The sequence below is a fragment of the bacterium genome, assembly GCA_026129405.1.
Taxonomy (GTDB): domain Bacteria; phylum Desulfobacterota; class Binatia; order DP-6; family DP-6; genus JAHCID01.
Map to the genome: position 1 here is coordinate 899,600 of JAHCID010000001.1, position 21,682 is coordinate 921,281.

Below are 21,682 nucleotides of genomic sequence, written 5' to 3' on the forward strand. Positions count from 1 at the left end.
CCGGTCCGATGACGCCCGAGCAGGCCCAGGTCGCCCGCGAGGCGGCGCGGCGGCGCACGTTCGCGATCATCTCGCACCCGGACGCGGGCAAGACGACGCTGACCGAGAAGCTGCTGCTCTACGGCGGCGTCATCCGCGAGGCGGGCTCGGTGCGCGGCCGCGGCGCCGCGAAGCACGCCACCAGCGACTGGATGGCGATAGAGAAGGAGCGCGGCATCTCGGTGTCGACGAGCGTGCTCCAGTTCCCCTTCCAGGGGCTGTGCGTGAACCTGCTCGACACCCCGGGCCACGACGACTTCAGCGAGGACACCTACCGCACGCTCGTCGCCGCCGACTGCGCGGTGATGCTGCTCGACGCCGCCAAGGGCGTCGAGCCGCAGACGATCAAGCTCTTCAAGGTGTGCCGCATGCGGCGCATCCCCATCGTGACGTTCGTCAACAAGATGGACCGCTGGGGACGGGAGCCGCTCGAGCTGCTCGACGAGATCGAGGAGGTGCTCGGCATCCCGGCGACGGCGGCGACGTGGCCGGTCGGCATGGGCGAGACGTTCCGCGGCGTCTTCGACCGCTGGAGCGAGTCGCTGCTGCTCTTCGACCGCGGCGCCGGCGGCGCGCGTCGCGTGCCGCAGACGGTCGCGAGCCTCGCCGCCGACGCCGCGAGCCCGCTGCCGGAGAGCGCACGCAGGACGCTGCGCGCCGAGCTCGACCTCCTCGAGACCGCCGGCTACCCGTTCGACCAGGACCTGTTCCTCGCCGGCGAGGTGACGCCCGTCTTCTTCGGCAGCGCCATCACCAACTTCGGCGTCGAGCCGTTCCTCGAGCGCTTCGTCGAGCTGTGCCCGCCGCCCGGCCCGCGCAAGTCCGACGGCGGTCCGGTGCCGATCGAGGGCCCCGCCTGCTCGGGGTTCGTCTTCAAGATCCAGGCGAACATGAACCCGAAGCACCGCGACCGCATCGCCTTCGTGCGCGTGTGCGCCGGACGCTTCGAGCGCGGCATGACGATCGTCCACGAGCGCACCGGCAAGCCGCTCAACGTGAACCGCGTCATGCAGCTCCAGTCGCGCGAGCGGGCGACGGTCGACGAGGCGTTCCCCGGCGACATCGTCGGCGTGTGGGACGGCGGTCAGCTCGCCGTCGGCGACTCGCTCTACGAGGCCGAGCCGATCCGCTACGAAGCGCTGCCGCGCTTCTCGCCCGAGCACTTCGTGCGCGTGCGCCTGCCGGACGCCCTGCGCCGCAAGCAGCTGCGCAAGGGGCTCGAGCAGCTCTCCGAGGAGGGCGCCGTGCAGCTCCTGTCCGACCACGCGCTGCGCGATCCCGACCCGATCCTCGGCGCCGTCGGGCCGCTCCAGTTCGACGTCGTACGCCACCGCCTGCGCGACGAGTACGGCGTCGAGGCGACGTTCTCGCCGCTGCCCTACCGGCACGCGCGCTGGATCGCGAATCCGGGCGTCGACCTCGACGACGTCGCGCGGCGCAGCAACGTCGCCGTCTGCCTCGACGCCGACGGCAAGCCGCTCATGCTCTTCAAGAGCGACTTCGAGATGTCCTGGGTCGCCAAGCACTGCCCCGAGCTGGAGCTGGTGGCGGCGGTGCGCGCCGGGGCGACCGCGGCGGCGGGCGCGTAGGCCGCGTCAGTCCTTCTCGTTCGGCACGCCGCGGCCCGGGGGCAGGATGAGCAGCACGTCCGCCGGCCCCTCCCATATCCGCGGATTGCGCCGGCAGGCCTCGTCGCACGGCACCGTGCCGTCGGGGTGGAGCGAGCAGCGGATCACGTGCCGCTCGCCCGGCTGCACGGCCAGCTCGATGTCGATCTGGGCGACCTCGCCCGTCGCCGGACACACCGTGTGGATGCGACGCACGAAGCGCGGGCGGTAGCGATGCGGGATGACGTGGTGCGCCAAGCGGCGCAGCGTCGACCACAGCCGGTGGCGAACGCGCTCCATGACGCACGTCCGCAGCAAGCGGCGCACCAGGTCGGGCCGCCCCCGGGAGGGTGGCCGGTTCCCGCGCCTGCATCCCGCGAGCGGCGTCCGCTCCGAGAGGCCGGAAGCGGGACGCGCCGCGGCTTGAAGGGGACGGCCCGGCGCGCGACACGTCGGGCGTGGCGGAAGGGCAACGGCGTCGCGAACGATTCGGCCCGCTCGTGGTCGCGCTCGCGCTCCTCGTCCCGGTGCCGGCGCCGGCCGCGACGCCGTCGTTCGACTGCGACCGTGCCCAGGGCCCGGTCGAGACGCTGCTCTGTCACAACGGCGCGCTCGCCGACCTCGATCGCCGCATGAGCCAGGTGTACGCGGACGCGCTGCGGGCGTTCTCCGAGCCGCAGCGCAGCGCGCAGATCGCGGCCCAGGAGCAGTGGCTCCGCACGCGCGACGCCTGCGCCAGCGCGCCCGACCTCGTCCGCTGCGTGCAGACGACCTATGACCTCCGCATCACCACGCTGCAGGTCGCGGCCGGCCTCTTCCGCGTCCCCGATCCGACGGCCTGGGACTGTGGGGCAGCCGGCCCCGTGACGGTACGCCTCTACGACCTGACCCAGCTGCCTGCCGCCGTCGTGCAGGTGGGGTCGGCGCCCGAAGAGATCGCGGTCTCGCGCCCGGGCGTGCGCGGCATGCGCTATCAGGGCCGCACCCTGACCTTCCGCATCCTCGGCGACGAGGCCGTGCTCGGGCGGCACGGCGAGACCGACGTCACCTGCACGCCGGCGGCGGCGGCGCCCGCGGGCGACCGTTAGGCCGCCAGCGAGACCACGTTCTTGATCCCGGCGGGATCGGACAGCAGCAGGTCGCGGAAGGCGGTCACCGGCCAGTGCGCCGTCACCAGCCGGCGCACCACGCCCGGCCACTTGTGCTCGAAGACGCCGAGATCGCGGATGGCGGCGGCGAACGCCTCCCGGCTCGCGTTCACGGTCCCGAAGACCATCTGGTTCTTCAGCACGAGGTCGCGCATGAGCCCGTCGGCGTCGATGGTGATCGGCCCGCGGCGTCCCGGCACGCCGGTGAAGATGAAGACGCTGTTGGCGCCCATCACGGCGAGGGTGTCGAACGCGATCTGCGCGGCGCCGGTCGCCTCGTAGACGAGGTCGACGTTACCGAGCCGCTGCGCGAGCGCGGCGATCGGCTCGTCCGCGGCCGATACGTAGTGCGCGCCCACCTGCGCCAGCAGCTCCGAGGCCGGGTTCGGCGCCGCGGCGCGCGAGAAGACGTGGACGTCGAAGTCGGCCGCGCGCAGCGCCAGCGCGCCGAGGAGGCCGACGGGCCCGGAGCCGAGCACGATCGCCGTATGACAGTGCCCCGGCGCCTGGCCCGGGACGACCGGGCATGCCCACGGCAGCCGCTCCTGCACCTGCCAGAGCTGGATCAGCGCCTTCTCGGCGATCGTCAGCGGCTCGACGAGGACCGCGGTGTCGCGCAGCGCCCGCGGCACCGGGTTCATGTAGCGCGCCTCGTCGACCACCAGCTCGGTCATGAAGCCGTGGCGGCCCTTGATGCCGCGCTCGGTGAAGTCGCCCGTGTAGCAGAAGTCCTGGCGGCCGGCGGTGCACGCGAGGCAGGTCGGGTGCGGGCACGGGCGGCGCACCATCGGCACGACGAGGTCGCCGGGCGCGAGCCCCTGCACGTCCGGCCCGACCTCGACGACCTCGCCCAGCGACTCGTGGCCGATGACCAGCCACTCGCTGCCCGCCGGCGGCGTGCCGTACTGGAAGTGCGCGATCTCGCGGTCGGTGCCGCAGACGCCGACTTCGAGGATGCGCAGCTTCACCTGCGTCGGCGACTCGAGCCGCGGCTCGGGATGATCGATCAGCGCGACCTCGCGCGTGGCGGGATGGACGGCGACGGCCTGCATCGACGGCTCCTCGGGTGGGGATGTGGTCAGCGATTGCGCGCCAGCCACCACGCGAACAGCGACTTCACCGTCGGCGTGAGGCGGGTGCGGTTGTAGGCGTCGCCGGCCTTCTTCACGACCTCGGCCTGCGTCGGATACGGGTGGATGACGTTGGCGACGGTGCCGAGCCCGACGCCGGCGACGATGGCGAGCGTCAGCTCGGAGACGACGTCGCCCGCGTTCGCCGCGATCAGCGTCGCGCCGACGATCGCGTCGCTGCCCTTGCGCACGACGACGCGCAGGAACCCTTCGTCGTCGTCCTCGACGATGGCGCGGTCGACGTCGTGGAGCGGCAGCGTGAGGGTCGTCGTGGCGATGCCGCGTGCCTGCGCCTCGGCGGCGGAGAGCCCGGTGTGCGCGAGCTCGGGCGACGTGTACGTGCACCAGGGCACGGTGAGCGCGCTCGCCTTCCGCCGCCCGAGGAAGAGCGCGTTGGTGAGCACGATGCGCGCGAGGGCGTCGGCGGTGTGCGTGAACCGGAAGCGGGACGCGACGTCGCCGGCGGCGAAGACGCGGCGGTTCGTGGTGCGGAGGTGGTCGTCGACCGTCACGCCGTGTGGACCGTAGGCGACGCCGGCCGCCTCGAGGCCGAGGCCCCCGAGGTTGGGCGTCCGACCGGCGGCGACGAGCAGGCGGTCGCCGGTGGCGGTGTCGGCGACGTCGCCGGCGCGCCAGTCGACGCGCGTGGCCCCGTCGATGCGGAGGACGCGTGTCACGGTGGCCCCGGTGACGAGGCGCACGCCGTCGGCGGCCATGCGGCGGGCGACGACCGCGGCGGCGTCGGCGTCCTCGCGCGGGAGGATATGGGCGGCGTCGGTGACGAGGGTCACCGTCGCGCCGAGCTGGGCGAAGGCTTGCGCCATCTCGCAGCCGACCGGGCCGCCGCCGAGCACGACCAGGCGGCGTGGCAGCTCGGTCAGCTCGAACAAGGTCTCGTTGGTGAGGAAGTCGGCCTCGGCGAGGCCGGGGATGGGCGGCACCGCGGCGCGGGCCCCGGTCGCGACGACGGCGCACGAGAACGCGAGCGTCCGGCCGTCGACCTCGATCGTCCGCGGGCCGGTGAAGCGGGCGTCGCCGAGGTGCACCTCGACGCCGAGCTGCTCGAAGCGCTGGACGGAGTCGTTGCGCGCGATGCGGGCACGCAGCGCGCGCAGGCGGGCCATGACGGCGGGGAAGTCGACGTCGACGGCGCCGACCCGCACGCCGAGCCGGTCGGCCCTGCGGGCGGCGGCCGCGGCGCGGGCCGAGGCGATGAGCGCCTTCGACGGCACGCAGCCGGTGTTGAGGCAGTCGCCGCCCATGAGGGCGCGCTCGACCAGCGCCACCTTGGCGCCGAGCCCGGCGCCGCCCGCGGCGGCGACCAGCCCCGCCGTGCCGCCGCCCACGACGACGAGGTTGTAGCGGCCGCTCGGCGTCGGGTTCCGCCGTCCGGGCGGGTGCACGCATGCGACGAGCGCGCGGTTGTGCGTGTCGTCGGGCAGGACGAGAGGCCGGGCGGGGTCGTGGGGCGTGCGATGGATGGGGACGGCGGCGCCGCCGGGAGACGCCGCCGTCGCCTCGTCGAGCGCGCGCCGGGCGAGGCGGGTGACGACGACCGTCACCGCCACGGTGGCCGCGGCACCGAGCCAGGTGAGCGCCTGCGTCGCCGCATTGCCCGCCGGCGCGCCCGCCGCGATCTGCGTGACGCTCGTCAACAGCGAGCCGAGGTACACGTACATCGCGGTCCCCGGGATCATGCCGAGCAGCGAGCCGAGCGCGTAGTCGCGGAAGGACACGGTCGTCAGCCCGTAGGCGTAGTTCAAGAGGCTGAAGGGGAACGCCGGCGACAGGCGCGTCAGCAGCACGACCTTGAAGCCCTCGCGCCCGACGGCGCGGTCGATGGCCGCGAAGCGGGCGTCGCCGGCGACCCGCGCCGCGATGCGCTCGCGCAGCAGCGTGCGCCCGAGGAGGAACGCCACCGCCGCACCGAGATTGGCCGCCACCCACACGAGCGGCACGCCGGCGGCGACGCCGTAGGCGAAGCCGCCGCCGAGCGTGAGGATCAGCCCGGGCACGAAGAGCACGCAGGCGGCGACGTAGGCGAGGACGTAGACCGCCATGCCGGCGGCGCCTGCGTCGCGCATCCAGCCGACGAACGCGAGCAGCCAGGCGTTCACGGGCAGCAGGCGCACCGCCGCCACCACCGCGACCACGACGAGGACCGCGACCACGAGCCGGCCGCGCCCGGCGGGCGGCGCCGCGCGGGGCTCCGGCGCGATCCATAACCAGGCATCCGGCGCTGCCAGGAAACTCAGTGCGACGGGCCGCGGGCTCTGCCGCGGGCTCGCGGCCGCGGCACGGCCCCGCGTCGCGCCCGGGCGGCGGCGCGAGACGCTCCGGAGCGCGTGCCCGTGGCCGCTCAATCGAACGGGTTGCCGAGGTTGAACTGGGCGCCGAGGGCGCCGTAGTCGACGCCGGGCCGGCGCTCGTACTCGGGCGGGAAGCACTCGCGCTTGCGCGCGTAGTAGGCGGCGCGGTGGTCGCCCGCCGCCGCCGGGTTGAAGGTCAGGTAGTACGAGCGCCGCGGCCCCGCCGAGCGGTTCGGACCGGAGCGGTGCGGCACCCAGGCGTCGAAGACGATGACGTCGCCCGGCGTCGCGAGCAGCGGCTCGAGCTCGTAGCGCTCGAGGACGCCGTCGGCGAGCGTGCCGTCGGGCTTCTGCGGCAGTAGGACGCGGGACGCGCCGTCGCGCGCCATCTCGAGGCAGCCGTTGTCGAGCGTGAAGGCGTCGACCGGGACCATCACCGTGAGGTGGTGCTCGACGCCGAAGTCCTTGTACGCGGGAGCGTCCTGGTGCGGCGCGAAGCCGGCGCCGCCCGGCAGCTTGAAGTTGATCTTGTCCTTGAAGAGAACGACGGGCTCGCCGAGGCAGTCGCTGAGCAGCTCGCGGATGCGCGTGCCCGCGACCATCTCGGCGAGCTCGGGATGGTAGGGAACGAAGTTCTCGATGCGCGCCAGCATCTTGCCGTCGGTCTGGCCGGCACGGCGCTCGTAGTAGCGCATCCACCGTCCCGGCTCCTCCGGCCAGGCCGTGATCTCCTCGGTGTGGCGTTGGAGCGCGCGCGTCTCGTCCGGCGCGAGGAAGTCGCGGACGTGGAGCCATCCGTGACGGGTCCAGTGGGCGCGCTGTGCCGCGTCGAGCATCGTCCGGAGCTAGCAGAGGTCCCGCTACCTGGCGAGGGGGGTCGCGCCGGCGGCCGCAAGGCTACTCGGGCTCGTCGAGCGGCTGCATCGCGTCGGCGATGGTCACGGCGCCGAGCCCGAACGGCCCGGGGTAGTGCGTCAGCGGCTGCGTTGCCGCCTGGCCGTAGAACGCTCCCATCACGATGCCGCGCACACCGGCGAAGAGCGCCTGCTTGAGGTCCATCGACGACGTCATGCAGTCGCGCAGCAGGGCGTCCTGCGCGTCGTCGTCGAGCGCGGTGAACGGACGCAGCTTCGGCAGGAGCGGCCAGACGCCGAACTCGAGCACCGTGAGCGCCTGTGCGACGAGGCCGCCGACGAGCGGCGAGCGTGCGAGCAGCGCGTCGGCCGCCGCCGCCGGGTCGACGGCGCGATCGCGGATCAGCGCGGCGCCGCGCGGGCCGACGAGCCGCGCCGCCGCGGCGGTGAGGGTCGCGTACTGGCGCGACGAGAGCACCTGGAGCGTCGTGCCTGCGGCCGGCGCCTGCCCGCCGCCGCAGCCGGTCGGCACCAGCCCCGCCGCGGCCGCCAGACCCGCCAGACGCAGGAACGTGCGGCGGTCGAGCGCCGCCGCGGCGTGCGCCACCGCGGGCGTCACGCGATCCCCTGCGCCACGCGCAGCGCGTTGGCCATGATCGTGATCTGGGGGTTGACCCCGGTGTTGGTCGGCAGGCCGGAGGCGTCGACCACCCACAGGCCGCGCACGCCGCGCACGGCGCCGGCCTCGTCGCACACGTCGCCCATCGCGGCGCCGCCGAAGAGGTGCACGGCGTAGAGCAGGGCGAAGTCGCCCGGGCGGCGGGCGGCGGCGTCGATCGTGACCAGGTCGGACTCGCTGCGGACGGGCGGCAGGCCGTTCACCGGCAGCCACACCTCGTCGGCACCCGCGGCCAGGTAGGCGCGCGCCGACTCGCGCATGCCGACGCGCAGCCGCTCCATGTCCTCGGGCAGCAGCGCGTAGGCGACGCGGCCCTCGGCGTCGATGCGGCCGCGGCTGCGATCGTGGGCGACGACGAGCGCGCGGGCGAGGTGGGGCAGCTGCGCGAGCGCGTCGGCGTGGGCGGGGCCGAAGCCGGGTAGGGCGGTGGCGGTCGCGAGCGGCGACGCCGCCACGCTCTCGATCATGACGCCCGGCCCCCGGTTGCCGTTGACGTCGCTGAACTCGTGCACGACGAACGCCATCGTCGGTCCGTAGTAGGCGTGCACGGGCATGGGGAAGCGCGCCGACACGTGCGTGCTCGAATGCACCGTCACCCCGTCGCCCGCCGCGATCCCGCTGCGCTGCAGGAGCGGCGGCGTCCCGAGCACGCCGGCGCCGAGGCACACGCGCGGGGTTTCGACGACGAGCGGCCGGCCGTCGGCGCCGCGGGCCTCCACCGCGCTGACGGCGCCCGCGCCGAGGCGCAGGCGCTCGACCCGCGTCGACGCCAGCACCCGCGCCTTCGCCTGCTCCGCGCGCGGTACGTAGGTGACGAGCGTCGACTGCTTCGCGTTGCTCGGGCAGCCGAAGTTGCACAGGCCGAGGTTCACGCAGTCGCGCACGCTGCGCGGCGCGGCGCCGGCGGCCCAGCCGAGCCGCTTGGCGCCGCGCTCGAGCAGGCGGGCGTTGCGGTTCATGTGGTCGGAGCCGGTGGGCTCGGCGTGCACGTCGGCCCAGGCGGCGTCGACGAACGGCGCCATCGCGGCCTCGGTGAAGCCGGCGAGCCCGTGCCGGTCGCGCCACGCGGCGAGGATCTCCGGCGGCGGGCGGAAGCAGAGCGCGTCGTTGATGACCGTCGAGCCGCCGACGCAGGCGCCGGCGTAGAGCGTCATGCCGGCGTCGGTCGCGCCCAGCGCCCACAGGCGGGCGGTCATCTCGGCTTCGTCGCCCGTGAAGTCGCCGGCCTCGACGCGCGGCCCGGCCTCGAGGACGACGACGTCGAGGCCCTTCTCGGCGAGGACGGCCGCCGCCGGACCACCGCCGGCGCCGGTGCCCACGACGACCACATCGGCGCGCAGGCTCAGGCCGGCCTCCCGGGGGCGCGCGCCGGTGCGCGACGCGGGATCGACGAGGCCATGCGGCTGCGTAGCACCCGGTCCGCCGCTGTGCCACGCCCGCGCGTGCTCGGGATGGGCTCGGCACCGCGTGTGCCGCTCGCGGGGGCGATCGTGATAGCGCTCCCGCATGGGAGGCCACCGCCGGCTGCTCACGCGCCGCACGTTTCTGCGTCGTGCCGTCGAGGGGACGGCGCTGCTCGCCGCCGCCCCGAGGCCCGGCGCCGCGGCTCGTGATCCACCTCGGCGCGAGCCTCGCGGCGATGGCGGACGACGGGAAGGGCGGCCGCGTGCTCGCACCGCTGCGTCTGGTTGCCGACGATCTCGATCCGGCGGCGCGCGCCGCCGTGCATGCGGCGCTGGCGCCGGCGGGGTTCGTGCCGATGTCGTCGGGTACGTTCGCGGGCGAGGGCGCGCTCCGGCAGGGCCGTGGCGCGCCGGTCCTGTCGTTCTCGGGGACGTTCCCGCTCTTCCACACGCCGGACGGCGTGCCGGCGCGCACGATCGAGCCGGGCGCGCTGGCCCTCGTCTTCGGCGCCGTCGCCCAGGCGGCGGACGCCGCCCTCGCCGCCGGCTCCTGACGGAGCGCGGCGACGGAGGCTGCCGTGAGCGCGCGGCTACCCCGCGCTCACCGGCGCAGGACGGGGCGCGTGCGCTGCAGGGGATCCCAACCAGGCGCGTCGTCCGCGCAGTACGAGCGCCGCGAGGAGCAGTAGCAGGCACAAGACGGCGAGCACCGTCTTGCGGCGCCGACCCTCCTTTCGGGAGATCATCGCCGGGGCGGCCGCGCGCCACGATGCGCGCGACCGCCCGTTGGTCGGAGGGGAGGGGGCACGATCCCTTCGACGCTCGAACCGCGGCTGGCATTCGACGACGTGACGGGCGGCGGCGCCGGGGCTACATGAACACGGGCTCGCGCGGGTTGTCGCCGAACAGCTCGTCCTTGCGCGCGAGGATGTCGGCGGCGCTGAACGCGTCGTTTCGCGCGATCGAGCCGACGACGTGCCAGCCGCGGACGAGCGTCACGTTGCCGCCCCAGACGATGAATCCCTGGCCGTTCACGTCGCCCGCCTGCTCGCTCGCGAGTGCGACGACGAGCTGCGCCGGCCACGCCGGATGGAAGGCGTCGAAGCCGCTCTCCGGCTTGTCGAACATGGAGCTGTTCGGCATCGAGTCGGTCATGCGCGTGCGCGCCCGCGGCGCGATGAAGTTCGCGGTGACCCCGTAGCGGCCCATCTCGCGCGCCGTGCTGATCGTCAGCGCCGCGATCGCCGCCTTGGCCATGGCGTAGTTGCTGTTGCCGGCGGTGCCCATGAGCCCGGCCTCGGACGAGGTGTTGACGATGCGGCCGAAGACGCTGCCCGACGCCTTCGCCGCCGCCCGCCAGCGCGTGCTCGCGTGGTGCGTCATGGCGAAGTGGCCCTTGCAGTGGACGCGCATGACGAGGTCGAACTCCTCTTCGGTCATGTTGAACATCATCCGGTCGCGCAGCACGCCGGCGTTGTTCACGACGACGTCGAGGCGTCCGTAGGTGTCGTAGGCCTGCTCGATCGTGCGCCGCGCGCCGTCCCACGAGCCGACGTCCTCGCCGTTCACGGCGCCGGTGCCGCCGGCCTTCACGATCTCGTCGACCACCTGCTGCGCGGGCGAGGCGTCGGTGCCCTCGCCGGCGAGCGAGGTGCCGATGTCGTTGACGACGACCTTCGCGCCGGCCGCGGCGAGCGCCAGCGCCTCCTCGCGGCCGAGCCCGCGCCCGGCGCCCGTGACGATCGCGACCTTTCCATCGAGCAGTCCCATCGGTCCTCCTTCCGAGGACCGGGGGACTAGTGCGGGGGCGGGCCGGCCGTCAAACCGCGGGGAGTCGACGCCGCTCGGCGGCGCATGCCGCGCCTACAGCGTGCGGCCGTACTGTGCGATGCCCGGGCAGCCCATGAGCTCCGCGAACTCGGGGTGCGTGCGCTCGCGCTGGAGCGTGAAGCCGGTCTTCTCGTAGGCGCGGCGCGCCGGGTCGTTGCCCATGAGAATGGAGATCTGTGCGTCGCGGTAGCCGGCCCGGCGGCCGCGCGCGAGGATCTCCTCGAGCAGGGCGTCGACCAGGCCGCGGCGGCGAAACTCCGGTCGCGTCGCGACCCACTCGACGATCCAGGTGCCGGCGGGCTGGTCGGGAACGCAGGTGAGGAACGGCTTGAAGCGCGCGTCGGCGGCGAGCATCTGCTCCGGCGTCCAGTCCATCGCCGACAGCTCGCTTGCCACCGCGGCGTCGACGTCGGCGACGCGGGCCGCGTCGTACGCCGACAGTGCCGCCGCGGGCGTGCCGTCGACCTCGGCGAGCAGGAAGCCGCGCCAGTGGCAGAACGTCGCCGGCTCGACGCGCGTCAGGCGCTCGATGAACGCGAGCACGTCGGGTTCCGGCGCGTCGAGGCTGATGTCCCACGCGCCGCGCGGCAGGTGCGAGCGCGACGCGGCGAGGATGGTCCAGGCGACGAAGTCGCGGTCGGCGGCGGTGGCGGGGCGGATGGTGGTCGACATGCGATCCTCGCTTCGGTGTCAGGGAATGAGGCCGGCGACGCGCGACTGCGCCAGCACCTCGATCGCGTCGGCGCGTCGTACGACGGCGCGGATCTCGGCGGCGAACGCGCGCCGCCGGACCGCGAGGTCGGGCGGACCGGGGTCGAGGAGGCCGCGGTTCTTCGCCAGGCGCAGCGCCGTTTCGAACAGGACCTTCGAGATCGACTCGGCGTTCCCGATGCGGCGCTGGAGCAGGTACTGCTGGCCGAGGCCGAGACAGCGGCTCACGAAGGCGTTCTGGTCGAAGGCCGCGGTGGGATCCTCGCGCTCCAGCATGTCGCCGACGACGAGGTACGCGTGCAGGAACGGGCGCAGGACGCGGTGGGCGTTGAACGGCCGGAAGCGGCGCACGACGGTGCGGATCGCGTCGGCGCCGACCAGCATCGCCGACTCCCACTTCGGGTCGTGCAGCACGATCTCGTCGCGCAGCTCGACGCGGAAGCGGTCCTTCTCCTGGAAGAAGAACTCGAACTTGAGGAGATCGCGCAGGCGCATCGCCTCGTCCCAGAGGGCGGTGCGCCGGTCGCCGACGTCGTCCTCGGCGGCGCGCAGCAGCGCGAGCTCGGCGATCGCGGCGTTGACGAAGAAGTGGATCACCGTGTTGCGGTAGTACGCCGCGGTTAGGTGCTGCTGCGGCGCGACGGCGTACACCGGCTCCGGGCCGCCGGTGTAGACCGTGACGACGCCGTTCGCGACCAGCTCGTCGAGGATCGCCTGCACGCCCGCCGGCGTGTCGAGGTCGAGGGGCACCGTCGTGGGCAGCCCGCGGCGGCGCACGTAGAAGACGAGGTTGCCGAGCGCGACGACCAGCTCGGGCACGCTCATGGCGCGGTCGCCGCGGCCGAGCAGCGCGAGCGCGATCAGCGCGGTCGGCGTGATCGGCGTCACCGCGTTGATGCGCACCGACATCTCGAACGCCAGCTTCTGGATCGCCAGCGTGTCCTCGTCGTGATCGGCCTGCGTGTCGTGGTCGGCGAGCGGATCGACCGGACCGACGAGCTTCGCGAGCGAGAGCGGCTCGCCGAAGCGGATGTAGATGTCGCCGAAGCGGCGGCGCAGCCCGCGCACGACGCCGACGAACCAGCCGAAGCTCTCGCGCTCCTTCGTGCCGCCGCGTTGCTCGGCGGTGTAGGCGCCGACGTCCTGGATCTGGTCGTACGCGATCGCGACCGGGATCAGGAACACGTCCTCGCTACGGCCGCGGCGGTAGGCGTCGACGACGTTGGCGAGCAGCCCGAAGCGCGGCGGCAGCAGCTTTCCCGAGCGCGAGCGCCCGCCTTCGATGTACCACTCGAGCGGGAAGCGCTTCTCGATGAGGTAGTCGATGTAGAGGCGCAGGACGAGCTTGTAGACCAGGTTGTCCTTGAAGGTGCGGCGAATGAAGAACACGCCGCTGCGCCGCACGAGCGGTCCCACCGGGAAGAAGTTCATGTTGATGCCGCCGGCGGTGTGGTTCGGCGGGTGGCCGTTCTCGTGCAGCGCGTACTGGAGCACGAGATGATCGAGGTTCGACTTGTGCGACGGCAGGAACACCACCGGATAGCGCTGCGCGAGGGCGTAGACGCGCTCCAGCTCGGCGCGGTCGTAGTGCAGCGCCTCGCCGTACGCCTGCGTGTAGAGCAGGCGGATCAGCTGCGCGACGACGTCGATGACGTACGGGCTGTGCGTCGCCGCGATCTCGTGCAGGTACCTCTCGGCTTCGCGCCGCACCGAGGCGGGCGGGCGGCCGAGCTGCTGTGCCAGCCGCGCGACGCCGCCGGCGAAGTTCGGGCGGGCGAGGATGTCCTCGTGGACGAAGCGCGGCACCTTGTAGCGCAGCCCGCGCATGCGGCGCTCCGCGCGCTCGAGCGCCAGCGCCGCCTGGCGCGCGACGAAGTCGGCGAGTCCCGTCGTCTCGCTGCCGCCGGCGCCGCCGGCCTTGCGCCAGCGCTCGCGCAGCTCGGAGAGGCGCGCGGCGTCGCCGAAGACGACCTGGCAGCGGCCGGGCTTGTGCTTCACGAGCATCTGGCGCAGCGCGCCCGGATCACGCGGATCGCCGGTCATGAGGAGCCGCAGCAGCCGGCGCCGCGGGCCGCCGGGGCGTTTGACGGCCATCCACGCGACCCGCAGGGGCGTGAAGAGCGGATCGTCGTCGGCGGCGACCGCGGCCTCGAGCCGGCGATCGAGATCGCGCCGACGCCGGTGCCGGCGCGAGGGTGGGATCGCGATCGCTTCGAACGGGCCCGGCGGCGGATTGTCGTGGATGTGCTCGAGCAGCAGACGGCGCTCGATGCCGCTCGAGGCGTCGAGCAGGAACACGACGCGACGCGCCTGCTCGGGCTCGCTGCGAAGCTGCGGGATCCCCATGGCCACGCCGCCAGAAGTCTAGTCCCAACCCGCCGTCGAGTGGTAGCGCTGGACCGTCCGCGCGGGCCGGCGCTATGTTCGCCGCACCGTGTCGACGATGGCGGATCTGGTGCGCGAGATCGAGGCGAGTCCCTCGGGATCGCACGTGGGCGCCTTCTTCGATCTCGATCGTACCCTGATCGCCGGCTTCTCGGTCCTCACCTTCGTGATGGACGGCATCGTCACCGGGCGGATCGGCGCGACCGGCCTCGGCCTGACGATGCTCGCGGGCCTGCGCTTCCAGCTCGGGCAGCTGCCCTTCAGCGACTTCGTCACCGAGACGCTCGCCCTCCTGCGGGGCGAATCGGAGGCGGCGTTCCGCGAGCTGGGCGACCGCGTCTTCGCAGAGCGGCTCGCGGCGGACCTCTACCCCGAGGCCCGCGTCCTCGTGGCGGCGCACCGGCGCAAGGGGCACACGGTGGCGATCGTCTCCTCGGCGACGCCCTACCAGACGGATCCGGTGGCGCGGGAGCTCGGCATCGAGCACGTCCTCTGTACGCGGCTCGGCGTCGCCGACGGGGTGTTCACGGGACGGATCGCGGGCGATCCGTGCTACGGAGTGGGGAAACGGGTGGCCGCCGAGGCGCTGGCGGGGGAGCGGGGGGTCGAGATGGCGGAGAGCTTCTTCTACACGGACAGCGACGAGGACCTGCCGCTCCTCGAGGCGGTGGGGAGGCCGCGGCCCACGAACCCGAACCGCGGTCTCGCCGCCGAGGCGGTGCGCCGCGGCTGGCCGCAGCGCACGTTCACGACGCGCGGCCTGCCCGGACCCGTCGAGGTCGTGCGCACGGGCCTGGCGCTCGGCAGCCTCGTGCCGTCGTTGCTGATGGGTGTACCGGTCGCAGTGCTCGAGGGACGCTGGCGCGCGGCGATCAACGTCGCCGCGACGATCTGGGGCGAGCTCGGCACGGGTCTCGCCGGCATCCACCTCAACGTGGAGGGCGAGGAGCACCTCTGGGCGCGGCGGCCGGCCGTGTTCACGTTCAACCACCAGAGCGCGGTCGAGACGCTGCTCCTGTGTCGGCTCCTGCGCCGCGACTTCGTCGCGATCGCGAAGCAGGAGGTGAAGAGCAACCCGTTCTTCGGGCCGGTGTTCGCGCTCGCCGGCGTCGTCTTCATCGACCGCTTCAACCGCGAGCGTGCGATCCAGGCGCTGGCGCCGGCGGTGCAGGCGCTGCGCGAGGGGCTGTCGCTCGCCATCGCGCCGGAGGGCACGCGTAGCGCGACGGGCAAGCTCGGTGCCTTCAAGAAGGGCGCCTTCCACCTGTCGATCGCCGCCGGCGTGCCGATCGTGCCGATCGTCTTCCGCAACACGGTCGACGCGCTGCCGAAGCACGGCATCATCGCGCGGCCGTCGGAGATCGACGTCGTCGTGCACCCGCCGATCGAGACCGGCAGGCTCTCGGTGCACGACGTCGACCGCCTCATGGCCGAGGTCGAGCGGCTCTACCAGGACACCCTGGCGTCGTGGTCAAGCTGATCTTCTGCTGTCGGCGCCGGCCGGAGCTGACGCCGGCGCGCTACGCCGAGCTGTTGCTCGAAGGTCACGTCCCGCTCGCGCTCCGTCATCATCCGACCATGCGACGGTACGTGGTCAACGTCGTCGAGCAGGTGCCGGCGGGGTTCCCGGCGTACGACAGCGTCGGCGAGCTCTCGTTCGACACGCTGGAAGACTACGAGCAGCGGCTCTACGACTCCGACGAGGGGCGCCGCGCCATCGGGCGCGACGTCGCCCGCTTCCTCGCCGGCGCCGACACCTACCTCACGACCGAGCACGTGCAGCGCGCGCCGGCGCCCGCGACGCCGCGCGGCGCGCGCTCGCCGGGCATCAAGATGCTCTGCCCGCTGCGCCGGCGCCCCGACATGACGCACGAGGCGTTCGTCGCGCACTGGCTCGGCACGCACGTCCCGCTGGCGTTGCGGCACCATCCCGGCATGTCGCGCTACGTGACGAGCGTCGTCGAGCGCCGCCTCGGCGACACGGGTGAGGAGTGGGACGGCTTCGCCGCGCTGCACTTCCCGTCCGACGAGGCCTGGCGGACGGGGCTCTTCGATTCGCCCGAGGGCGAGCGCGTCGTGCGCGAGGACATCGCGCGCTTCATCGGCACGACCGGGCCGTATCGCGTCGCCGAGTACGTGCAGCGCTAGGCACCGACTCGGCTTCGTGTGCCCCCGGATCGGCCCATCCTGGTCGCGTGACGACCGGGCTTCCGGTGCGGCGTCGCGGTGGTAAAGGAAATCACGCGGCTCGCCATCGAACCCACATGGTCGGTTGGGCCGTCAGGCGCGGGGCGGATGCGACTGGGACCGGCAATTCGGGCGATCGACCGACCGGTCTAATGAACGGAAGCTGTCGAGCGCAGGGGACGAGCGTTACCTTTGGCGAGCCACGCCGTTGACACATCATCCGCGCAGGTTTCGTCTGGCGGAGTGCACCCTGGAACGGCGTGCAATGGAGAACAAGCGATGACACCCGAGACCACCCCCACCAACCTCGAGACCGCTACCCGGCGCCCCCCTACGTCGAACGCGGCGGAAGTCGTTCGCGGCATCCGCGCGCAGCTCAGCATGACGCAGGAGGAGCTGGCCCATGAGCTCGGCGCCACGGTGTCCACCGTGAGCCGTTGGGAGAACGGTCACGCTCGCCCGAGCGCGCTCGCCTGGAAGGCCCTGCGCGAGCTGCTCGCCCGGGCCGGCGGTCCGGCCAATCCCGAGGAACGCTGAGCGACCAACGGGGCGCCCGGCGCTCGGCCCAGGTGAGCATGCCTTGGGCAGCGTCCGGGCGTTCCCTCATCCCATGATGCAGGGCGGTCTCGAGCCGCCCCTCCTCTCGAATCGAGCGTCGAATCGAGCGCGCTCGCTCTCTCGCGGCAGCCGTCGAGAGCGCCGCCGGCGGATCGAACGACGCGGGCGGCTGCTCATTCGAGGAAGGCGCCGCTCGGCGACGCCGGCAGTACGTTGATGCGGATGCCGTCGCGTCCGGTGATCGGCGGCTCCCCGCCGGGGCCGCCGCCGTCGGTGTAGCTGAGCTCGACGGCGAGGAAGAGGTTCGTCGCCTGGCCGTGGCTCGGCGGCACCGATACGGTGATCGTCGGGGCGCAGCCGAGCTGCACGCTGAGCGGGTGCGTGTGCGCGTTGTGACCGAGACGGATGTCCCACCCGAGCCTGTTGCACGGGGGCGTGCCGTCCTCGGCGTCGACGACGCGACCCTGGAGCTGCAGGCGCGTGCCGTTGCGGACCGTGGCGCCGTCGACGGGCGAGAGGATCTCGACCACCGGCGCCGTGTTGCCGACGATGAGATCGGTGACGACGGGGAAGCTGCGCCGGCCGGTGTCGGTCACGACGACGAGCGACACGGCGTAGGCGCCGTTCCTGCGAAACGTATGGCGGACGACGGGCTCGCGCGCATCGACGCGGCCGTCGCCGTCGAAGTCCCACTCGTAGCGGGCGATCTCGTCGCCCTGGCCGGGCGCGCGTGAGCCCTCGGCCGAGAACGTGACGGCGAGCGGCGCGGCGCCGTAGCGCGCCGACGCGCTCACCTGCGCCACCGGCCGCAGGTCGCCGTCGTCGGAGTACTCGATGCGCGACAGGCGCGCGTCGCTGTTGTCGCCGAAGTAGCCGCTGCCGTACTCGAGCACGTAGACCGCGCCGTCCGGGCCGGTCTCGACGTCGATCGGACGCAGAAACTGCTCCCACGGCAGCAGGCGGCGCAGCGAGCGCAGCTCGGCGTCGGCGCCGATGTCGGCCGACGCGATCACGTCGCGCGTCCAGTCGGTCATGATGAGCGTGTCGGCCCACGGCGCCGGCAGCGCCCACGGGGCGTCGCCCGAAGGACGGCGATAGAACGTGCCTGCGATCGCCGTGCGCCCGCTGAAGAACGCGCCCTCGGCCGGCAGCGCGTTGCCGAGCGGGAGGTAGCGTACCGTCGTGTAGTCGTATGCGAGCACCGCCGGCCGGTGGCCGTCGCAGGAGAACGCGCCCATGGAAGAGCTCGTCACGTAGTCCCAGTCGGCGTAGGCGAGGTTCTCGGCGATGCAGTACGGCCAGCCGTAGTTGCCGGGCGAGGACGCGACGTTGATCTCGTCGTAGCCGCGCGGCCCGCGCGACGAGTCCACGAACGCGTCGGGTCCGACCTCGCCCCAGAAGAGGCGGCCGGTCACCTGGTCGACGGCGATGCGAAAGGGATTGCGCGAGCCCATGGTGTAGATCTGCGGCAGGCCCTCGCTGCCGTCGGCGGGGAAGAGGTTGCCCGGTGGAATCGAGCCGTCGGGGCGGATGCGCAGGATCTTGCCGCGCAGGTCGAAGGGGTTCTGCGCCGTGCGCTGCGAGTTCTCGCGCTCGTGGCCGGGGCGCTCGTCGAGCGGGGCGTAGCCGTTCGCCTGGAACGGATCGGTGTTGTCGCCGACGGAGAGGAACAGCGAGCCGTCGGGGCCGAAGGCGAGACCGCCGCCCTCGTGGCAGCACTCGCGCTCGCTCGGCACCTCGAGGATGTCCCGTCGGGAGGCGAGGTCGAGCGTGCCGTCCGCCCGCACCGTGAAGCGCGAGAGCGTGTTCCGTCCGCGCGGGCCGGGCGGCGGCGGATCGGTGACCGGCGCCGAGTGGTAGAGGTAGAGCCGGCCGTTGCTTGCGAACTGCGGATCGACGGCGATGCCGAGGAGGCCGTTCTCGGCCCTGGTGTCGACGGGAAGCGTGCCGGCGAGCGTCGCACGCCCGGTCGCCGGCGACCACACCCATACCTCGCCGGTGCGCTCGACGTAGAACACGCGTCCGTCCGGCGTCACCGCCATCGACATCGGATTCGCCGCACGATCGGTGAGGATCATGCGGCTCCACGACACCGGCCGTCCCGCCCAGCGCACGCCCTCGAGCAGGTGGCGCACGAAGCGCGGGTCGTTCCAGCTCTCGGGGCGGTGTCCGAGGTTGGTGTAGAACGAGCGTCCGCCCTCGAACTCCTTGTACCAGGCGATCGGGTGGTCCTCGCCCATGTTCGGTCCCGGCGGGAAGTTCGGGAAGATGAAGCCGGCCTCGTCGACGGTGAGCAGGATGGCGTTGTCCTGCCGCGGGTTGCGGTCGAAGTTGTATATCTCGTCGGTGAAGACGAAGGTTTCGGGGAGGTGCGCCGTGGACGGGTGGTCGTGGTCCTCGGTCGTCACCTCGACCTCGACCGGCAGGAGCGGATGGCGCGTGAAGTACGCGCCGACGAGGCGGCCGTACCACGGCCAGGTATACTCGGTGTCGGCCGCGGCGTGGACGCCGACCCAGCCCTTGCCGCGCCGGATGAAGCGCTCGAGCGCGCCCTGCTGCTCGTCGTCCAGGATGTCGCCGGTCGTGTTCGCGAACATGACCACGTCGAAGGCGGCGAGGCCCTCGTCGGTGAACACGGTCGGGTCCTCGCTGATGGTCGGGACGATGCGATCGCGCGGGCCGAGCGCGCCGAGCACGCGATGCGCGTCGGCGATGGACGGGTGGCGGAAGCCGGTGGTGCGGCTGAAGACGAGGAGCCGGACGGCGCGCTCGGCGGCGAGCGACGTCGTCGTCACCGGGCTGCGCGCCTTCACCGTGCCGCCCATCTTCGCGCAGGCGCCCGGCGGCACGATGCCGTGCAGGCGGACGCGGCGCACGTCGCCGCAGCGGCGCCAGCGCGCGCGGACGTGCCAGCCGTCGGGCCGTCGCTTCACGCGCGCGGTGGCGCGCCCGCAGCCGTCCATCGTGACGAAGCGGCCCGCGACGTCGATCACCGCCGGCGCGGTACCGCCCGCGAAGAGCGGCGCGTCGGAGACGAACTGGCCGTCGCTGCAGCGCAGGCCCCGTTTGGGAGCGGCGGCGCTCGGCGTCGCGACGCCGGCGAGCACGACGAGGAGAAGGACGAAGGCGGAGGTCCGCATGCGGCGGGGCGTAGCGCACGGGCTTCCGGACCGTCAACGCGCGCTGCGCCGATCCGGCGCGTCCTGCGGCGCCCCTCAAGCGAGGAGGCGGTGCGTCGCGCCGGCCAGGACCTCGGGCGCCAGGCCGTGCGGGCAGGCGCCGGCGCAGGGTCGCGCCGCGCACGAGAGGCAGGCGGCGGCGCCGGCGCCGAGGAGCGCGTACTCGCGCCGCGCGAAATCGGCGTCGCCGTAGTCGCGCGCGTACATGCGGGTGCGCAGCACCTCGCCGATGGGTACGCCTTGCGGGCACGAGGTCTCGCAGAGACCGCATCCGTGGCGGCACCAGTCGTCGCGGCGGGCGCCGGCGTAGCGCGCGAGCAGCGGCAGGTCGCCCTGGCGCAGCGCGGTCGCTCCCGACGCCCCGAGATACTCGTCGATCTGCTCGCGCCCGGTCATCGAGACCACGACCGCATCGACGTTCGCGCCCGCGAGCACCCAGCGGAAGGCCGCCTGGGCGAAGGTTGCGCCGCCGGTCTCATACGGCCGCATGTCGTTCAGGCGTGCGCCCATGAGCGTCTTCATCGCAAGCGTGCCGACGCCCCTCGCGTGCGCCTTCGCCAGCACGCGCGGCAGCTCGGGCTGGACGGCGATGGTGTCGAAGTCGCGCAGCAGGCGCTGGTAGAACGCCGGGTCCTGGCCGAAGTTGTGGGCGACGAGGATCACGTCGACGCGGTCGTGGTCGAGCGCCCAGTCGAGGCACTCGACGAGGTTGCCGGCGTGGCCCGACATGCCCGCGAAGCGGATCTTGCCCTGCTGCTTCGCGTCCGCGACGAACGCCTGCCACTCGGGGTTCTGCATGCGGGCGACGTCGTTCACCGCGTGGTTGAAGTAGAGGTCGATGCGGTCGGTGCCGAGGCGGCGGAGACTGCCCTCGAGCGCCTGCATGAACTCGGCCTTCCTGCCGGTCGCCGCCGCCGTCACCTTCGAGCCGACGATCACGTCGTTGCGCCGCCCCCCGAGCCCCTTGCCGACGACGCGCTCCGAGACGCCGTCGCCGTAGCTCTCGGCCGTGTCGAAGTAGGTGATGCCGCGGTCGAGCGCGTGCCGCACGACGTCCTCCTGGCCCTCGCGCAGCCGGCTCCCGCCGAAGGAGACGTCGGAGACGCGGAGCCCGGTCTTGCCGAGCGCCCGCTGCGCGCGGACCCGTGCGGGCTCGGTGTCGGACGGCGTCGCGGCGCGCGTGGACGTCGCGAGCAGGCCGGCGCCGGCCAGCGTGCCGGCACGCAGGAAGCCGCGTCGATCCATGCCCAGATTGCGATCGTACGAGGTGCCCATGACCTCCGGGCTATGTGCGGGCGGCGTGGGCGTCAACGGGGTGCCGGCGTCGCGCCGGGGCGGACGGGCGTCTCCACGCCGAGGGGGGAGAGGTCGGGCCACTGTGCGGCGTCGCGCGGATCGAAGAGCTGGTGCGGCTGGCCGGCAGGATTCTCGATCACGGTGCGCACCGGCTCGCCGTCCATCGCCTGGAGGAGCACGCTGGTGGGCGGGTGCGTCCAGCCCCACGACAGGGCGCGCAGCGGCGTGCGCGCCAGCGCCGTGTCCTCGAAGGCGACGAAGCCCGTTCGCGTCTGCAGGTCGAGACGATACTGCGCGAGGTAGCGTCGCCACGTCATCGCACCGTGCACCTGCCACGCGACCACGGCGATCAGGGCGACGAGCACCT

General features: G+C 73.3%; 18 protein-coding genes. 6 read left to right on the forward strand and 12 right to left on the reverse strand.

Annotation, left to right across the window (positions count from 1 at the left end; genetic code table 11):
* Nucleotides 1-8 precede the first annotated feature (8 nt).
* Complete coding sequence (locus KIT14_04105) at nt 9-1,628, forward strand: peptide chain release factor 3 (protein MCW5889714.1); 1,620 nt, start codon at nt 9-11, stop codon at nt 1,626-1,628.
* A gap of 6 nt (nt 1,629-1,634) precedes the next feature.
* On the opposite strand, the gene KIT14_04110 is transcribed toward KIT14_04105, so the two are convergent.
* Nucleotides 1,635-1,946, reverse strand: coding sequence for a hypothetical protein (locus KIT14_04110; protein MCW5889715.1), 312 nt, complete (start codon nt 1,944-1,946; stop codon nt 1,635-1,637).
* 158 nt (nt 1,947-2,104) lie between these two features.
* On the opposite strand from KIT14_04110, the gene KIT14_04115 reads away from it, so the two are divergent.
* A complete protein-coding gene (locus KIT14_04115) occupies nt 2,105-2,734 on the forward strand; it encodes a DUF1311 domain-containing protein (protein MCW5889716.1) in 630 nt (209 codons plus the stop codon).
* Here the strand turns inward: KIT14_04115 and KIT14_04120 are convergent.
* From KIT14_04120 to KIT14_04140, 5 genes are all read right to left on the reverse strand, one after another.
* A complete protein-coding gene (locus tag KIT14_04120) occupies nt 2,731-3,846 on the reverse strand; it encodes a glucose 1-dehydrogenase (GenBank protein ID MCW5889717.1) in 1,116 nt (371 codons plus the stop codon). The genes KIT14_04115 and KIT14_04120 overlap by 4 nt on opposite strands.
* Before the next feature lie 26 nt (nt 3,847-3,872).
* Nucleotides 3,873-6,095: an FAD-containing oxidoreductase gene (locus KIT14_04125; GenBank protein ID MCW5889718.1), complete on the reverse strand. Its 2,223-nt coding sequence runs from the start codon at nt 6,093-6,095 to the stop codon at nt 3,873-3,875.
* Nucleotides 6,096-6,283: 188 nt separating this feature from the next.
* Complete coding sequence (locus KIT14_04130; GenBank protein MCW5889719.1) at nt 6,284-7,069, reverse strand: phytanoyl-CoA dioxygenase family protein; 786 nt, start codon at nt 7,067-7,069, stop codon at nt 6,284-6,286.
* 61 nt (nt 7,070-7,130) lie between these two features.
* Nucleotides 7,131-7,706, reverse strand: a complete 576-nt coding sequence (locus tag KIT14_04135) for a hypothetical protein (GenBank protein ID MCW5889720.1) — start codon at nt 7,704-7,706, stop codon at nt 7,131-7,133.
* Nucleotides 7,703-9,085, reverse strand: a complete 1,383-nt coding sequence (locus tag KIT14_04140) for a GMC family oxidoreductase (protein MCW5889721.1) — start codon at nt 9,083-9,085, stop codon at nt 7,703-7,705. The genes KIT14_04135 and KIT14_04140 overlap by 4 nt, the downstream gene beginning before the upstream one ends.
* 290 nt (nt 9,086-9,375) lie before the next feature.
* Here KIT14_04140 and KIT14_04145 point away from each other — a divergent pair, with 290 nt between their 5' ends.
* On the forward strand, nt 9,376-9,723 hold the full coding sequence (locus KIT14_04145) for a hypothetical protein (protein ID MCW5889722.1): 348 nt from the start codon (nt 9,376-9,378) through the stop codon (nt 9,721-9,723).
* Between the two features lie 316 nt (nt 9,724-10,039).
* Here KIT14_04145 and KIT14_04150 read toward each other — a convergent pair whose 3' ends face one another.
* The 3 genes from KIT14_04150 to KIT14_04160 form a co-directional block, all read right to left on the reverse strand.
* Nucleotides 10,040-10,939: an SDR family NAD(P)-dependent oxidoreductase gene (locus KIT14_04150; protein ID MCW5889723.1), complete on the reverse strand. Its 900-nt coding sequence runs from the start codon at nt 10,937-10,939 to the stop codon at nt 10,040-10,042.
* Between the two features lie 93 nt (nt 10,940-11,032).
* The gene (locus KIT14_04155) at nt 11,033-11,671 is read right to left on the reverse strand and encodes a GNAT family N-acetyltransferase (protein ID MCW5889724.1); all 639 of its coding nucleotides are present in this window, start codon (nt 11,669-11,671) and stop codon (nt 11,033-11,035) included.
* 18 nt (nt 11,672-11,689) lie between these two features.
* Nucleotides 11,690-14,056 carry a glycerol-3-phosphate 1-O-acyltransferase gene (locus tag KIT14_04160; GenBank protein ID MCW5889725.1) on the reverse strand — a complete coding sequence of 789 codons (2,367 nt, stop codon included), beginning with the start codon at nt 14,054-14,056 and terminating at the stop codon, nt 11,690-11,692.
* Between the two features lie 88 nt (nt 14,057-14,144).
* On the opposite strand from KIT14_04160, the gene KIT14_04165 reads away from it, so the two are divergent.
* The 3 genes from KIT14_04165 (at nt 14,145) to KIT14_04175 (ending at nt 16,819) form a co-directional block, all read left to right on the forward strand.
* Nucleotides 14,145-15,575, forward strand: coding sequence for an HAD-IB family hydrolase (locus KIT14_04165; GenBank protein MCW5889726.1), 1,431 nt, complete (start codon nt 14,145-14,147; stop codon nt 15,573-15,575).
* On the forward strand, nt 15,563-16,243 hold the full coding sequence (locus KIT14_04170) for an EthD domain-containing protein (protein ID MCW5889727.1): 681 nt from the start codon (nt 15,563-15,565) through the stop codon (nt 16,241-16,243). Before KIT14_04165 ends, KIT14_04170 begins: the two co-directional genes overlap by 13 nt.
* Before the next feature lie 318 nt (nt 16,244-16,561).
* Nucleotides 16,562-16,819: a helix-turn-helix domain-containing protein gene (locus tag KIT14_04175; GenBank protein MCW5889728.1), complete on the forward strand. Its 258-nt coding sequence runs from the start codon at nt 16,562-16,564 to the stop codon at nt 16,817-16,819.
* 194 nt (nt 16,820-17,013) lie between these two features.
* Here KIT14_04175 and KIT14_04180 read toward each other — a convergent pair whose 3' ends face one another.
* The 3 genes from KIT14_04180 to KIT14_04190 form a co-directional block, all read right to left on the reverse strand.
* On the reverse strand, nt 17,014-19,980 hold the full coding sequence (locus tag KIT14_04180) for a ThuA domain-containing protein (protein MCW5889729.1): 2,967 nt from the start codon (nt 19,978-19,980) through the stop codon (nt 17,014-17,016).
* A 75-nt stretch (nt 19,981-20,055) separates the two neighbouring features.
* Nucleotides 20,056-21,294: an aldo/keto reductase gene (locus KIT14_04185; GenBank protein MCW5889730.1), complete on the reverse strand. Its 1,239-nt coding sequence runs from the start codon at nt 21,292-21,294 to the stop codon at nt 20,056-20,058.
* Between the two features lie 32 nt (nt 21,295-21,326).
* Nucleotides 21,327-21,680 (reverse strand): hypothetical protein, encoded by a 354-nt coding sequence (locus tag KIT14_04190; protein ID MCW5889731.1) that lies wholly within the window; start codon nt 21,678-21,680, stop codon nt 21,327-21,329.
* Nucleotides 21,681-21,682 lie beyond the last annotated feature (2 nt).

Bases quoted from the DNA above. Each gene is read 5' to 3' on its own strand.
- KIT14_04105 (MCW5889714.1), top strand. From the start codon at position 9: ATGACGCCCGAGCAGGCCCAGGTCGCCCGCGAGGCGGCGCGGCGGCGC.
- KIT14_04110 (MCW5889715.1), bottom strand. From the start codon at position 1,946: ATGGAGCGCGTTCGCCACCGGCTGTGGTCGACGCTGCGCCGCTTGGCG.
- KIT14_04120 (MCW5889717.1), bottom strand. From the start codon at position 3,846: ATGCAGGCCGTCGCCGTCCATCCCGCCACGCGCGAGGTCGCGCTGATC.
- KIT14_04130 (MCW5889719.1), bottom strand. From the start codon at position 7,069: ATGCTCGACGCGGCACAGCGCGCCCACTGGACCCGTCACGGATGGCTC.
- KIT14_04150 (MCW5889723.1), bottom strand. From the start codon at position 10,939: ATGGGACTGCTCGATGGAAAGGTCGCGATCGTCACGGGCGCCGGGCGC.
- KIT14_04155 (MCW5889724.1), bottom strand. From the start codon at position 11,671: ATGTCGACCACCATCCGCCCCGCCACCGCCGCCGACCGCGACTTCGTC.
- KIT14_04160 (MCW5889725.1), bottom strand. From the start codon at position 14,056: ATGGGGATCCCGCAGCTTCGCAGCGAGCCCGAGCAGGCGCGTCGCGTC.
- KIT14_04175 (MCW5889728.1), top strand. From the start codon at position 16,562: ATGACACCCGAGACCACCCCCACCAACCTCGAGACCGCTACCCGGCGC.
- KIT14_04180 (MCW5889729.1), bottom strand. From the start codon at position 19,980: ATGCGGACCTCCGCCTTCGTCCTTCTCCTCGTCGTGCTCGCCGGCGTC.
- KIT14_04185 (MCW5889730.1), bottom strand. From the start codon at position 21,294: ATGGGCACCTCGTACGATCGCAATCTGGGCATGGATCGACGCGGCTTC.